The sequence below is a fragment of the Arthrobacter sp. TmtSoilC48 genome, assembly GCF_059739425.1.
This window is the reverse complement of sequence record NZ_AP046049.1, coordinates 3134342-3149889: the sequence shown is the minus strand read 5'-3', so window position 1 is coordinate 3149889 and position 15548 is coordinate 3134342. Positions and strand designations below refer to the sequence as shown.

The window sequence follows — 15548 nt, the reverse complement described above, 5'->3', positions numbered from 1 at the left end:
GCGTGGTCCTGATGCGGGATTCCCTGCACGGAGTTGAGGTCTTTGTCCAACGCAGGGCACTAACGATGGATTTTGCTGCTGGTGTGGTCGCATTTCCAGGAGGCCGCGTCGACGCTGCTGACTTCTTGCCTTCGGCGCTGAGCAGAACGCTGTTGGACTCTCAGGCATTGGCATGGCGGCGGACCAGGGTTGGAACGGATGCGACGAGTGCGCCCCATACTGCCGCTTGCCTCCTGTCTGCCGCCGTGCGTGAACTGGCAGAAGAATGCGATATTGTCCTACAACCAGAAGACTTGGTTCCGTGGGCAAACTGGATCACACCGGAGGGCTTTCCCAAACGTTTCGATACGTTCTTTTTTGTCACTGCCATAGCGCCCGATGTGGAGCCCCAGCATGTCACCACAGAGGCAACATCGGCGCAATGGATGCTGGTGCGAAGGATCCTTTCAGACGAAGCTGCCGGAAGGCTTAAACTCCTCCCCCCAACGCTGGCAATTCTGGATGAAATTGCAGTAACGCACACCACCGAGCAAGTGCTTTCGCGGAAACGGGCAATCGAGTCGGTGTGCCTACGCCTTGATGAAATAGAGGAGTTTCACCGCCTACGGCAACAGAGCACGACGGATACCCGGAAGCGGTCTTGATGCAGCTTCGCGTGCCTATACCCGCTGCGCATTCGGGGATGCCGCACTGCCAACCCACTACCAAGATTTTCACCAGAGTTTTGGTGAGGGGTTTGGTGCAATTCCAGTAGCGTCGCCGGAGCAGTCGTCGTACCGTGACGCATGTGCCGCAGAGCGGATGAAACTGTCATGAGTAAAGGAGTAGGTGTGGCCGACGTTGGGGATCAGGACGCTTTCCGGACCACGTCAACGGCTCTGCGGGAAGCCACGCTGTTTCCGGGAGATGTTCCTCTCCAACTGGACAGGTTTGTCACCAGAAGATTTTTTCAATATTGCATATCCGACGTGCGTGCCCGGCTTCCGGGACGAAACTGGAGCCTGATAACGCTATGACTCAAGATGTCCTCTCCACCCCGGGCCATGCACCGGTCCTTGCCCGGCTGGAAGCTGCGGGCGTGCTTGCCGAAGAAACGGGCCACCGTATTGCCGCGTATTCCTATGACGCGTCCAACTACAGAGTTCCGCCTCTTGCCGTGGCCTTCCCACGAAGCGTCCAGGATGTCGTCGCTGCGGTGGCCGCATGCCGGGAAACAGGCACACCGCTGGTGAGCCGGGGTGGCGGGACATCCATGGCAGGCAACGCCGTAGGCCCCGGCATTGTTCTGGACTTCTCCCGGTACATGAACCGCATCAATAGCGTCGATGAGGCCACCAAGACCGCCGACGTCGACCCCGGCGTCGTCCTCTCCCACCTCACCGTTGAGACAGAGAGGGTCACCAGTGGAAGGCTCACGTTTGCACCGGACCCTTCGTCAAAGAACCGCGCCACCATCGGCGGCTCACTCGGGAACGATGCTTGCGGTAATCACTCAGTACGCTACGGCCGCACCTCTGATCATGTGCTGGAGATTGACGTCGTCACTTCCGACGGCGCACAGTTGACCGCCACGGCGACCGGTCTGCGCGCAACTGACCCAGCCGATAGGTTCTCGGTCTCCCGCGCATTTGAGCTGGGGGCGGAGCTTAAGCAACTCGCCCAGGACAACCTGGCAAGTTTCCGGGTAGAGCTGGGCCGTATCCAGCGCCAGGTCTCCGGTTACCACCTGGCCAACCTCCTGCCCGAAAATAGTTTCAACGTGGCCCGAGCCCTCGTGGGAACCGAGGGCACTTGCGCGATCGTCGTGCGGGCCCGCATGAAACTCGTCCCCAAAGCACCCAGCGCCCTCCTCGTGTGTCTCGGGTACGCCGACGTCGTGGACGCCGCCAAGGATATCGAAACCATCCTGGAATTTTCCCCCGCCGCCGTCGAGGGCATCGACGAGGCCATCGTGGACACGATGAAGTTGCGACGCGGACCCGATTCAGTACTCGGCCTGCCCGAAGGCAAGGCCTTCCTCTATGTGGACTTGGACGGGCAGAACCCTGAGCAGGTAGCGGGGGAAGCGTCACGGCTCCTCGAACGGCTGGCGGCAAACGGACGGATGGTGGACGGGCGCGCTGTTCCCGACCTCGTGCAGCGCGCCACCCTCTGGCGGGTCCGGGAAGACGGGGCGGGTCTTTCCTCCCGGCCGGCCAGCGGCGGGGAATCACAGGCAGGCTGGGAAGACTCAGCTGTTGCGCCGCAGAACCTGGCCTCATACTTGTCCGATTTCCGTGACCTTCTTGCTGAGTTCGGGTTGACCGGAATTATGTACGGGCACTTTGGTGCAGGCTGCATGCACATCCGCATCACTTATGACCTGCGTAGCGAGGAGGGCCGGGCCGTCTTCCGCAAGTTCACCCGGTCCGCAGCTGACCTCGTAGTGCGGCACGGTGGCTCTCTGTCTGGTGAGCATGGCGACGGACGCGCCCGGTCAGAGTTTCTGCCGGTCATGTATTCCCCAAAAATGGTCGCAGCATTTGAGACCTACCGTGGACTTTGGGACCCTGCCGGCATCCTGAACCCAGGGTCCATGACAGATGCGGACCCCATGGATGCCAACTTGGCGCACGAAGGTATTCCCCAACGCGAGTGGCGAACCCACTTTGAGCTCCGTCCGGTCGAAGCCGCGGCCGCCGGTGCTGACCCGTGGGTTCACGCTGTCCAGTCTTGCATTGGCGTAGGCAGGTGTCGGTCCGATGCCGGTGGCGTCATGTGCCCGAGCTACCGGGCCACAGGGGATGAAAAGGATTCAACGCGCGGCCGTTCCCGTACGCTCCAGGATATGGTCCGCGGTGCCAAGAGCATCGATGAAGGCTGGAAGTCGAAGGATGTCCGGGAAACACTGGACCTCTGCCTGGCCTGCAAAGCCTGCTCCAATGACTGCCCTGCCGGGGTGGACATGGCCACGTACAAGTCGGAGTTCTTCTCGCATTACTATGAGGGCAAGCTCCGCCCCATGTCGCACTTCACCCTCGGCTGGTTGCCGCGCTGGCTGAAACTGACCACCCTGATCAGCCCGCTCGTGAACCTGGTCTTGGCCAGTCCGCTGGGCAAGGTCGTGGCCGCAGCAGGCGGGCTGACAACGCACCGAAAGATGCCGAAGTTTGCCTCCCGGAAGATGCTCCGCAAAGAGCTGGCGCCCCACGACAATCCGTCGTCCCCGGCAGATGCCGTCCTGTTCGTCGACTCGTTCACCAAGGGCTTCAGGCCCGAAGTGGCCGGCGCGGCCGCCCGGGTCATGGAAAGCACCGGACGCACTGTCGCCTGCGAATCAGACGCCTGCTGCGGCCTGACCTGGATCTCCACCGGCCAATTGGACACCGCCAAGAAGCTCATGGGCAAGGCGGTGGCGAAGCTCGACGACGGGTCCGACACCCCCATCGTGGTGATTGAACCGAGCTGCGCCGCGGCGTTGAAGAAGGACGCACCCGAACTGCTCGGCAGTGAAGCGGCCGAGCGCGTCTCTCATAGGATCCGCAGTTTCGCCGAGGCTGTGAAGGAATGGGTCGACGGCGGCTGGACACCACCTGTCGTACCGACGGACGTCACCGTGCAAACCCACTGCCACGAATACTCAACCTTCGGGGCAACCGTCCAACGCAAGGCATTGGCCGCACTCGGCGTCGCAAACGTCAACGAAGCAACCGGCTGCTGCGGAGTCGCCGGGAACTTCGGGTTTGAAGCCAACCATTACGACATCTCCATGAAGGTGGCCGAACAAGCCCTGGCACCGGCCCTGACCAAAACAGCCTCCGACGTGCCCGTCCTTGCCGACGGCTTCAGCTGTGCCATGCAGATCAAGCAGTTGGACCCGGACCGCAAAAGCCTGCATCTGGCCGAACTCCTCGATGAACGCGCGCCAGGAAGTGAAATGCAATGAAGAAGTTAGAGCCAGCAGCAAGCTTTCCGGCGGCAGTCGAGCCCAACACCCCATGCTTGCCCCTCTTTTTCGATCCTTTGCTGGAGCTGACAAAACAGGGCCCGTCCTGGCGTCCGCAATCTGAACATACCGGCCCGAAGAAGTCACTTCCCCGACGCGGACTGCCGCGGAACCGATCCCGCGGCAGGTCAACTGACAGAAGTGCGATGCTCGACATGGTCGTCCATGACCTGCATGCCCTTGGTGTCCGACTCAATAGCAACAGTGCCCTTTCATCCGAGCACTCGTCCTACCTTCAGATCGGGCGCACGGAGATCCCTCCCCTTAGCTGCCGCGGCGAGGCCTCAGGCGCAATCTAGCGCAGGCCCTCCTCGTCGCGGAGTTCGTGTTACCCGGCCACCCTTCAATGAAGATCTCAAGAAAAGTGCCCCACGTAATGCAAAACGCACAAAAGCCCTCAGGAATGCCCGCCCACCGCTACACGCCGTTCCAGGACCAGATCAAGGTGGAACTGCCGGACCGCACCTGGCCGGACAAAATCATCGCCAAGGCGCCCCGCTGGTGCGCGGTGGACCTGCGCGACGGTAACCAGTCTCTGATCGATCCCATGAGCCCGGCGCGTAAGATGAAGATGTTCGACCTGCTGGTCCGCATGGGCTACAAGGAGATTGAGCTCGGGTTCCCGTCCGCCTCCCAGACCGATTTCGATTTCGTCCGGCAGCTTATCGAGGGCAACCATATCCCGGACGATGTGACCATCCAGGTCCTCACCCAGGCGCGCGAACACCTGATTGAGCGGACCTACGAATCCTTGGTGGGCGCCAAGCAGGCGATCGTCCACCTTTACAACGCCACCTCGGTGTTGCAGCGCCGCGTGGTGTTCAACCAAGACGAGGACGGGATTTTGGATATCGCCCTCCAAGGCGCCCGGCTCTGCAAGAAATACGAGGAAACGCTCGTTGACACGCATATCATCTATGAGTACTCCCCGGAGTCCTTTACGGGCACGGAACTGGAATACGCTGTGCGGGTGTGCAATGCCGTGGCCGATGTTTTTGAAGCCTCCGCTGACCGGCAGGTCATCATTAACCTTCCCGCAACCGTGGAAATGGCAACTCCCAATGTTTACGCCGATTCGATCGAGTGGATGAGCCGTCATCTGCACCCCCGGGAAGGCATCATCCTGTCGATGCACCCGCACAATGACCGTGGAACGGGTGTGGCCGCAGCGGAACTGGGCTACATGGCTGGCGCCGAGCGGATCGAAGGCTGCCTGTTCGGGAACGGCGAGCGGACCGGAAACGTGGACCTGGTCACCCTGGGCCTGAACCTTTTCGTCCAGGGCATCGATCCCATGATTGACTTCTCCAATATTGACGAGGTCCGCCGTACGGTGGAGTACTGCAACCAATTGCCCGTCCCGGAGCGATCCCCCTACGGCGGCGACCTCGTCTTTACAGCGTTCTCCGGATCACACCAGGACGCCATCAAGAAGGGCTTTGAAGCACTCGAACGGGACGCGGCCGCTGCCGGCAAAGACGTTTCCGACTTCACCTGGCAGGTGCCGTACCTGCCCATCGACCCCAAGGATCTGGGTCGCACCTATGAAGCAGTCATCAGGGTCAACTCCCAGTCCGGCAAGGGCGGCGTCGCCTACCTGCTTAAGACCGAGCACAGCCTGGATCTGCCGCGACGTGCCCAGATCGAGTTCTCCAGCGTCATCCAGCGGCGCACTGACACGGTGGGCGGGGAAGTCAGCGGGGCGCAGCTTTGGCGGATCTTCCAAGACGAATATCTGCCATCTGTCGAGGCTGATAGGCAGTGGGGCCGCTACTCGCTGGGCGCCATTAAGACGGAAACAGATGACGACGGCGGCACGACGCTTCACGTCTCACTTACCGTGGACGGCGTGCAGGTTCAGTGCACCGGCACCGGCAACGGCCCAATTGCTGCGCTGCTGAGCATCCTGCGAGAGGACGGCGTGGACCTCAGAGTGCTGGACTACAGCGAGCACGCCCTCTCAGAGGGTGGTAGCGCGATGGCTTCAGCGTACGTGGAATGCGCGGTGGGGGAGCGAGTCCTCTGGGGCGTCGGCATTGACGCCAACACGAGCACCGCCGCGCTCAAGGCTGTTGTCTCCGCCGTGAATCGAGCCATTCGCGACGCCCAAGCATAATTCCTTCCACCAGGTGACGCCGCGCTGTTTCCGGACACGGTCGGGTGCCCAACCGTGTCCGGAAGCATCGAGATCGGCTAGCACATGAAGCCAGAGTTGCGATCGTTTCCCTAATAACTAGGAAGTCGGAACACCATTATTCAAAGAAGGCCCGTTTCGCATCTTCACATGAAAGAACAACAAAGTTGATCAAGCAGGTTGTATATTCGATGAATGATCGACCAGAAGAAAATGACACAATCCTTCTTCGAGGCGCTGCACCCTCTACTGGCGCGCTTGAACGTGGAGCGGACTCTCTCGCCCGGAAAGCTGGGGGTTCTCCGATATCTAGCTGAACATGGACGGGCGACCACTTCGGAGCTTGCTCAGGCTGGACGGGTTAGCCCTCAAGGCATTTCGCTCGCGGCGCGTGAGCTGGAACGGCTGCAGCTGGTATCGCGCGTCCCCGACGATGTGGACCGCCGCCGGGTTTGGATTGAACTGACGCAGGAAGGCAGCCAGAAACTCGCTCAGGAGGTGTCTGTCGGATACGGCTGGTTGGACCGAACGGTCAGCGAGCGTCTAACGCCGGAAGACCGCAAGGCGCTCGCAGCAGTCATTCCCGTTCTCAGGAAACTGGCGTCTGAGGCGACCAGCGACTGAACTCTGAATGCGTCTGCATCGAGGGCCTGGTGTTTGGCGGCCCGTAAGGGGCGCTGACTGAACCTTAAGCGCCTGTTGGCGTTCGGTCACGCCACCGTCTTATGCACAGAATGCGCTGGAACGTCATAGTTGTTCACCAAGTATTATGTTAGGCGGAAGTGTTTAGGGCAGGGTGGCCTAGCTCGTCCTCCAAGGCGGCCCCGCCGCACTTGAGGGGAGCCGGTCCGGCCAATTGCTAACGGCGAAGGCCTGGATAGCCCGTGATTGCAGGTTTCCTGGTGAACCTGCAATGCCCTTCGGTTGAAAGCCCCATGCAGCAGTGTCGGAGCGCCGCTAATGCCCCCCTTGACTAAGGAATGACTTATGACAAACCCCACTCGCACATCAACTCAAACTGATCCTGGGGGAGGCGCCGTACGCGGCCTCTCTTCCTATGCGCAATTGACAGAGGTCCAACTGCCTGTGGCAGGCACCTTCGCACTAATCACGCTTACGGGCGGTGAAGGCAAGCCGGCCACCTTTAGCTCTGAGTCGCTGCTGGGACTCCAGGAGATACTTGTGGAAGTCGCGGCGCGAGTAAACTCCGGACAGGTAGCTGGTGTTGGCATCACTGGCCAGAACCGTTTTTTCGTGGCTGGCGCAGACATTAAGGCTCTGAAGGACCTGAAGGACCTGGGGTCGGCCCGGGCTGTTGCACGCCTGGGGCATCAGGTGTTTGGCGCACTGGAAGCTATGAACGTTCCAACCTTCGCCTTTATCAACGGTGCGGCCATAGGTGGCGGGCTGGAAGTCGCGCTGGCAGCCCGCTACCGTACCGTCTCAACGGACGCGAATGCGATTTCCCTGCCCGAGGTCTACCTAGGCCTGCTGCCCGGCTGGGGCGGAGTGTACCGACTTCCTCGGCTAATCGGGCCCGCTAACGCGGTGAAGGTGATGATCGAGAACCCACTGGCTAACAACAAGGTTCTTGACGGTAGGTCAGCCTATGAGCTTGGTATAGCAGACACCGCATTCGACAGTCCCGATTTCCTGAGTCAGTCCCTCGCCTGGGCGGACCGGATTATCACCGACGCGGCACGCCGGGAAGAACTTGATCAACGGCGGGCCGCGATTGCTGATTCCTCTCGGGAAGAGTGGGATGCGGCCATTGCTGCCGGCCGGGTCATCGTCGAGTCCAAGACCTCCAATGCCGCACCTGCCCCTGCTCGTCTGCTGGATCTGCTCGAACTGGGCAGAAGCCTGGATCAGGCACAATCCGCTGACTTGGAAGTCAACGCACTCGGCGAACTGATCCTGTCACCCCAGTTCAAGGACTCCGTTTATGCGTTTCTTGAACTTCTACAGCGTAGAGCCAAGAATCCGTCGGGCGCGCCTGATCCGGCGCTTGCCCGTCCAGTCAACAAGGTCGGAGTTGTCGGAGCAGGCCTGATGGCAGGGCAGCTGGCCCTGTTGTTTGCTCGACAGTTGCATGTACCCGTTGTGATGACGGACATCGACCAAGGCCGCGTGGATAAAGGTATAGGTTACGTCCATGCTCAGGTGGAAAAACTGCTCGCCGGGAAACGCATCTCCCCATGCGACGCCGATCACCTTAAGACCCTTATTAGCGGATCGGTTTCCACGACTGCCTTTGCCGACGCTGACTTCGTGGTCGAAGCTGTCTTCGAAGAACTCACCGTCAAGAAGCAAGTACTTGCAGAAGTTGAGTCGGTCGTTTCCGAAAACTGCATTCTCGCTACCAACACGTCCTCGTTGCTCGTAACGGAGATGGCAGCAGACCTCCTGCACCCGGAACGCGTCATTGGATTCCACTTCTTTAATCCGGTGGCGGCTATGCCCTTGCTGGAGATTGTGCGGACTTCCAGGACCAGTGATGAAGTCCTGGCCACGGCGTTTGTCCTCGGCAGGGCGCTGAAGAAGACTACGGTCCTCGTCCTCGATGCGCCTGCCTTCGTTGTCAACCGCGTGCTACTCCGTTCGGTGGCGGAGGTTCTAAAGGCCTTTGACGAGGGTACGCCTGCGGAAATAGCGGACGAAGCACTCAAGCCCATGGGCCTGCCAATGACCCCGTTTGCGCTGTTGGGCATGATTGGTCTTCCTGTCGCACAGCATGTCATCGAGTCTCTCCATAACGCCTTCGGCGACCGATTCCATGTATCTACCAATCTACAAAGACTTATCGACCGCGGCATCACTTCGCTCTGGACCGCTGAACACGATGGCGGCCCGCATATCCCGCAATCCACCATGGGCGTCCTCGAATTCGCTCACTTCCCGGCCACCTCGGAACAATTGCTCGAACGAGTCCAGGATGCCCTGGCAGAAGAAATCGGGCTTCTGCTTGAAGAGGGAGTGGTCGCTTCCGCGGAGGACGTGGATCTATGCATGATGGCCGGCGCCGGCTGGCCGCTGCACCTCGGCGGCATCACTCCGTACCTTGACCGAACGGGCGCCTCCGAGAGAGTCAATGGCAAGCTCTTTCACTTGGGTATGCGCTAAGCCCCAAATCCAGGGCGCACCTTGCCCGTCGGGGTCGTGGCACACGTGTGAGACTACCGTCCCCACATACTGGTGGCATGCTGCTAGATTCACCTTTGATTGATAACCGACAAACAAGTTCTTGATTGCTGACCAGTAAGTTGTTAAGCTACAAGAGCGTTCAAAGGAGTAAGACGTGGACAAAGGGCAAGCTGTCGAAGAAGCGTCCGGATGGCTTTCACACAATGAGGCTGTCTATAACAACACCGAGTTGCAGCGACCAGCCGCCGCTCGGAGGAGTGACCGTCCAGCGGGCAGGGAAGAGCAGGAGCCGGCGCCGAGGCGTCGGACGCAGCAAGAGCGGCGGGAGGAAGCCGAGACCCGGCTTCTTGCCGCTGCACGCACCCTCCTCTCGCGCAAAGGTTGGGTGGGAATGACCCTGGCCGAAGTCGGCCAGACGGCAGGTTACAGCCGGGGGCAAGCTGCTCATCACTTCGGCAGCAAGGGTGCGCTGTTGCGCGCTCTGACTCTGCACATCAATCGGTCCTTCGCCCAGGAGATGCGAGATGCTCCGACGCCCCCCGCTGGCCTGCAGGCGGTACTCGGCTATGTCCGTGTCTACTTGGGCCGAAGCGATCCGAAGTGGACGAACACCCGCACACTCCTACTGCTGCTGGCGGAGTCCCTTCTCGAGAACTCAGAAACGGCGGAAGTTGTTGCCGTCTATAACCGTGAGATGTTTGCGTGGCTGGAGGACAACCTGCGCATAGGAATTGCCCAAGGTGAGGTGCGTGCGGATATCGATCCTGCAATTGGGGCGGAGTTCGTCGTGGGCGCCCTTCGTGGCCTTGCATCCCAGCGTCTTATTCAAGGATCTGCAGCAGACATACGTGGAATCAGGGATCAGGTAGTGCAGTTGGTCGAACATACGTTCGCGGCACCTACCGATCGCGAACAGAAGGAAGGAGCAAACGATGGATGACGAAACGCGCGAGATGCTCCATCAAACGGCGACGAGCATTTTCGCCGATGGACCCCCTGACTTATGGGAGGTTCTGCAAAGCGTCGGTTTTGACAAGGCTTTGGTGCCTGAGAGTAAAGGTGGGGTCGGCGTGAGCTGGGTTGCTGCCTGTGAGCTCTTGGGGATTGCTGGCAAGTACGCCGCTGCCGTGCCGATGGCCGAAGCCATGATTGGGCATTGGCTCCTGAACTTTGCGGGCATTGAAGACGTCGAGTTGCCGACAATCGCCTTCCCTCCGCCCTCGAAACCGTTTCGGCTCAGCCGATCTGGCGACGAGTGGCACGTCGACGGAGCTCTCGTTCGCGTGCCATGGGGACGCGCCTGCACGCACGTCGCGTTCATGAGCGAGGGCCCAGCGGCCCAGCTGATCGTCGTTGCCCGCGATGCAGCCGGTGTCTCGATGACGCCCGGTCAAAACCTCGCAGGCGAACCGCGCGACGACATGACGCTCGAAGGCGTCGTCCCGCTTGCCGTGGTGCCCGTGCCGTTCGAGGCCAATTCGCTGCTGGCGATAGCTGCAGTCATGCGCAGCGCTTTGATGGCAGGTGCAATCGAACATGCATTGGCCTTGACCGTGGATTATGCGAATATGCGGGTCCAATTCGGCCGACCGATCGGCAAGTTTCAGGCGGTCCAGCAGAACATTGCCGTACTGGCCACGCAGGCAGCGGCCGCGCGGGCAGCGTCCGAAGCCGGTGGCGAGGCGATTGATGGCTGGCTCGCCGATACGAACGAGTCTCTCGCGCACAATATCGATGCGGTAAGTGCGAAGATCCGCACCGGTGAAGCGGCCGGACAAGCGTCCGCAATCGCCCACCAAGTATTCGGTGCGATCGGTTTCACGGAGGAACACGAATTGCATCGCTTCACGAAACGGCTCTGGTCCTGGCGCGACGAATGCGGCAACGAAGCCTTTTGGGCCGAAGTTCTAGGGCAATGCGTTCTGGCCGACGAATCTGGGAAAACCCTCTGGCGCACGCTGACGCCGGCGGGCAGTGCCCTCGAATTAGGAGCGACGCGATGAGTAACCTGTCCTTTCCGCGCCCAAGGCAGTCCGAGGTCGGCGAACGGCTGCGGGCAGAGGTACGCGAGTTCCTCGACGATTTTGATTTTCGGAGCGACCCGCACACGGCCAGCGTTTTTGGTGGCTTCGATCCTGAATTTAGCGAAGTGCTTGGCTCGCGCGGATGGATCGGTATGGGCTTTCCCCAGCGCTATGGCGGTGGCGGCTACGGACTCGTTGAACGCTATGTTGTTTTGGAAGAGCTGCTTGCCGCCCGCGCGCCGATCACTGCACACTCTGTAGCCGACCGCCAGAGCGGCCAATTGCTGCTGCGCTTCGGCAATGAGCGTCAGCGTGAGGAAATTTTGCCCCGCATCGCTGCCGGCAAATCTTACTTTTGTATTGGAATGAGCGAGCCGGACTCCGGGTCAGACTTGGCGTCGGTTCGCACTCGTGCCACGAAAGTGGACGGAGGCTGGCTTGTAAACGGCGCGAAAATCTGGACCACGAATGCACACCGCAGCCACTACATGATCCTGCTGTGCCGCACGTCGCCGGCCACTCAGGAGCGTCACGCGGGCCTGAGCCAGTTCCTGGTCGACATGAAGACGCCCGGAATCGTGTGCCAGCCGATCGTCAACATCGCCGGAGTGCACGACTTTAATGAAGTGCACTTGCAGGATGCTTTCCTTCCCGACGAGGCGCTTATCGGGGTCGAGGGTGAAGGATGGAAGCAGGTCACCAGTGAGCTGGCGTTCGAACGTAGCGGGCCGGAGCGCTTTCTGTCTCACCTCGGTCTCTTGGAAGAATTCGTCCATGTTCTGAAACGGCATCCGTCGACTGAGGGCGCCAAGGCCCTAGGGCGCCTGGTTGCCCACCTCGCCACCCTGCGCCGGATGTCACGATCTGTGGCGACGATGATCTCCGACGGCCAAGATGCCGCACTTCATGCGGCGCTGGTAAAAGATCTGGGCACCTGCTTCGAACAGGAGATCCCCGAGATCCTGCGGCTCGCTCTGCAGACCGAGCCCGATCCCACCGCCTCTGACGCCTATCGTGCTGCACTGGCTCACGTGGTTTTGAACGCGCCTTCCTCTACAATCCGCGGAGGAACAAAAGAAGTGCTGCGCAGCATCGTCGCGAAGGGGCTCGGATTGCGATGAGCGGGCTCGCCATGAACACTCAGGTTCCTGTGTCATGGAACGTGATGCTCAAACCCACCAAGAACTACCTAGCGAGGGCTTCAATGGGACGCCCGAGTATGCACAAGCGTAGTTAAATAAGAAGGGCAAATCTAATGTCTATAGAGCTGTCAACGGAGACGGACGAACTTCATCTGCAGCAGACCGGGCACGTCTTGTGGCTAAGGCTAAACCGGCCACAGGCTTTGAATGCGCTTACCGCGTCGCTTGTTGATGATCTGACCAAGGTCATTCAGGACGCTGATGAAGATCCAGATGTGCGGATTATTGTCCTCACTGGAACGGGTCGGGCTTTCTGTGCCGGCGCGGATTTGAAGGACAGTGCAAAGCGCAGTACCGAGGAGGGTGCTCGTTTTGTGAAGAAAATTGGTGAACTCACGAACCTGATCGAAGAGTGCACTAAGCCTGTGATCGCGGCGATTAACGGGATCGCTATCGCCGGTGGTCTGGAATTGGTGCTGGCGTGCGACGTTGTGATTGCGGCGGAGTCGGCGGTCCTCGGGGACGCCCATTCAAATTACGCTATGTTCCCTGGGGCGGGCGCCACGGTGCGTTTGCCGCGGAAGATCGGCCTCAACAATGCCAAGTATCTGATGTTCACAGGCGATATGCCTACCGCCCGCGAGTGGCTGGCGATGGGCTTGGTAAGCCAGGTCGTCCCGGGCGAAGACCTAAATGACGCGGTGTCGGCACTGGCCAGCAAGCTTGCCGGTAAGAGCCCGTTTGGGTTGGCAAAAATGAAGCAAGCGCTAAACGACTCTTTGGATCAACCGGCACAAATCGGACTGCGCTACGAACGGGCGTTGGTAAACCTTTATAGCCATTCTGCCGATCGCGTCGAGGGGCTGGCGGCATTCCGGGAAAAGCGTCCTCCGCAGTTTCAGGGTAGATAGATGGCGGTGCGTCCCGGGCCGAGGCCCCACACCTGCGTATTCAAGATTTAAGGAATGAGATCTATGGAACAGAACGTCAAAGGACCATTGTCAGGCATACGAGTGATCGATGTCGGCACCATGGTCGCTGGGCCCGTGGCTGCAACTCTGATGGCGGATTTCGGTGCTGAGGTGATCAAGGTCGAGCAACCCGGCAAGGGAGACACTTTGCGTCATATCGGCCCGAGTTTGGGCGATGGTGAGAGCTTGTGGTGGAACGTCGAGGGGCGCAACAAGAAATCAATCACGCTGGACTTACGTCAACCCGAGGGGCAGCGGATCCTGAAGGAGTTAGTGAAGAGCGCTGACGTACTGGTGGAGAATTTTCGTCCCGGGACCTTGGAACGGTGGAACCTTGCCTGGGAAGACCTGGAGCAGGTGAACCCTGGGCTGGTGATGCTCAGCGTCTCCGGGTATGGACAAACTGGCCCGTATGCCCCTCGAGCTGGCTATGACCGAATGGGTCTGGCGCTCGGCGGCGTGTTGAACGCGACAGGTTACCCTGACCGTGCTCCGGTTAAGGTCGGCGTTGCCATCGCCGACTACCAGACAGCGGTGCTTGCAGCTTTCGGGACGATGGTGGCCCTGTACAACAGGGACGTACGAGGCGGTAAGGGCCAGCAGATTGACCTTTCGCTGTATGAAACGGTCTTCCGATTCACTGATGTGATGGTGACCGCGTTCGATAAGTTTGGCGACAAGCGGGAGCGCACAGGGAACCTGCATTTTGCGGCCGCACCGGGGGACCACTTTGAAACGATCGATGGGCGGCATATCGTCCTCACAGTATCCTCGGACCGCATGTTCCGTCGCCTGTGTGAAGCAATACCGGACCTGATCGGTGATGAGCGCTTCATCACGCACGCGAATCGCATCGACAACATCGAGGAGATAAATCGACTCGTTGGGGAGTGGATCAAGTCTCTGCCCGTTCCGGAACTCTGCCAGATACTCGACGAAAAGGGTCTAGCATACTCCCTCATTTACTCGATCGAGGACATCGTTGGCGACCCGCAATATCAAGCCCGGGGCACAATCGCCACCGTCGAGAATCCTCGTCACGGTGCGCTGAAAATGCCCGCGCCACAGCCAAGGTTGAACCGCACGCCGGCTCCTGCGATGCGACCAGCTCCCGAACTGGGTTCCAACACGGACGAGGTTCTAAGTGAACTCATTGGTCTCTCGGCCGCGGATATCGCGGGACTGCGCAAAGCGGGCACGATCTAGCCTACGGCGCGGCGCTGTGATGCAAATGTTGGGAAGGCTAGAGATGAAGTTGCAGGGCGGGTCGGCCGGCGGGGTGCTAACTGCCCGTTCTGCCAGAGTCCACCTGATAGCCGATGAAGGCGTTCAGTAAGAATTACCGAAATCTAAACACTGCTAGGAGAAGTGCGTTGATATCATCACGCGTCACGACTGAAGTGCAGGACCCCGCGAGTGTGGAAGCCGCCATCGAGAGCCGCTTCTCCTGCCGGGCATTCCTTCCGGACAAGGCCGTCGCCCGAAGCGACATCCAGGAAATACTCCGCGTCGCCAGTCAATCCGCATCCGGCACGAATACACAACCGTGGAAGGTGTACGTGCTTCAGGGCGATCAGCGGGATAACGTTGTCCACCAAGTGTGCGCTGTGGACGACGCGGTCTTCTCTGATCCGGGCTTGGCCGAAAAGCACCGCGACAAGGTCGACTTCTACCCGGCTGAATGGGTTTCGCCGTACATCGACCGGCGGCGTCAAAACGGCTGGAGCTTGTACGACCTTCTCGGAATCGGCAGGGGCGAGAAGGACAAGATGCACGCTCAGCTACAGCGTAACTACCGCTTCTTTGATGCCCCCGTAGGGCTGATCTTTACGGTCGATAAGGTCATGGGGCGAGGATCGCTCATCGATTACGGCATGTTCCTGCAGAACATCATGCTTATGGCCCGGGCTCGGGGCCTTCACACGTGCCCGCAGGCGGCTTGGAACTACTACGAGTCGACAATTAAGCCCATCATTGGCGCTGGTCCGGACGAAACGCTGGTTTGCGGTATGTCACTTGGCTACGCCGATGAGTCAGCGCCAGTGAACACACTCGTGACGCCGCGGGAGACAGTGGATAGTTTCACCCAGTGGGTTTGAGCTATAGAGCTTGGTGCTGCTTCGTCTCGGGAGTGGGACTTTTCCATTC

The 15548-nt window shown here is 59.9% G+C and carries 11 protein-coding genes; all 11 read left to right on the top strand.

The genetic code is table 11. From position 1 onward, the window contains the following. Nucleotides 1-65: 65 nt before the first annotated feature. The 11 genes from AC6I97_RS14630 (at nt 66) to AC6I97_RS14580 (ending at nt 15499) form a co-directional block, all read left to right on the top strand. On the top strand, nt 66-644 hold the full coding sequence (locus AC6I97_RS14630; protein WP_497945266.1) for an NUDIX hydrolase: 579 nt from the start codon (nt 66-68) through the stop codon (nt 642-644). 368 nt (nt 645-1012) lie between these two features. Further along, complete coding sequence (locus tag AC6I97_RS14625) at nt 1013-3925, top strand: FAD-binding and (Fe-S)-binding domain-containing protein (RefSeq protein WP_497945265.1); 2913 nt, start codon at nt 1013-1015, stop codon at nt 3923-3925. 436 nt (nt 3926-4361) lie between these two features. Beyond that, nucleotides 4362-6101 (top strand): 2-isopropylmalate synthase, encoded by a 1740-nt coding sequence (gene leuA, locus AC6I97_RS14620; RefSeq protein ID WP_497945264.1) that lies wholly within the window; start codon nt 4362-4364, stop codon nt 6099-6101. A gap of 213 nt (nt 6102-6314) precedes the next feature. After that, nucleotides 6315-6743: a MarR family winged helix-turn-helix transcriptional regulator gene (locus AC6I97_RS14615; RefSeq protein WP_224089870.1), complete on the top strand. Its 429-nt coding sequence runs from the start codon at nt 6315-6317 to the stop codon at nt 6741-6743. A gap of 363 nt (nt 6744-7106) precedes the next feature. Further along, complete coding sequence (locus AC6I97_RS14610) at nt 7107-9242, top strand: 3-hydroxyacyl-CoA dehydrogenase NAD-binding domain-containing protein (protein WP_497945263.1); 2136 nt, start codon at nt 7107-7109, stop codon at nt 9240-9242. A 175-nt stretch (nt 9243-9417) separates the two neighbouring features. Next, nucleotides 9418-10203 (top strand): TetR/AcrR family transcriptional regulator, encoded by a 786-nt coding sequence (locus AC6I97_RS14605; RefSeq protein WP_224089871.1) that lies wholly within the window; start codon nt 9418-9420, stop codon nt 10201-10203. Further along, nucleotides 10196-11266 carry an acyl-CoA dehydrogenase family protein gene (locus AC6I97_RS14600; protein ID WP_224089872.1) on the top strand — a complete coding sequence of 357 codons (1071 nt, stop codon included), beginning with the start codon at nt 10196-10198 and terminating at the stop codon, nt 11264-11266. The genes AC6I97_RS14605 and AC6I97_RS14600 overlap by 8 nt, the downstream gene beginning before the upstream one ends. Continuing rightward, a complete protein-coding gene (locus AC6I97_RS14595; protein WP_224089873.1) occupies nt 11263-12408 on the top strand; it encodes an acyl-CoA dehydrogenase family protein in 1146 nt (381 codons plus the stop codon). The genes AC6I97_RS14600 and AC6I97_RS14595 overlap by 4 nt, the downstream gene beginning before the upstream one ends. Before the next feature lie 134 nt (nt 12409-12542). Beyond that, nucleotides 12543-13340, top strand: a complete 798-nt coding sequence (locus tag AC6I97_RS14590; protein WP_224089874.1) for an enoyl-CoA hydratase/isomerase family protein — start codon at nt 12543-12545, stop codon at nt 13338-13340. 63 nt (nt 13341-13403) lie between these two features. After that, entirely contained in the window at nt 13404-14606 is a 1203-nt protein-coding gene (locus AC6I97_RS14585) for a CaiB/BaiF CoA transferase family protein (protein ID WP_224089875.1), read from the top strand. A 167-nt stretch (nt 14607-14773) separates the two neighbouring features. Next, nucleotides 14774-15499: a nitroreductase gene (locus AC6I97_RS14580; protein WP_224089876.1), complete on the top strand. Its 726-nt coding sequence runs from the start codon at nt 14774-14776 to the stop codon at nt 15497-15499. Nucleotides 15500-15548: the final 49 nt, after the last annotated feature.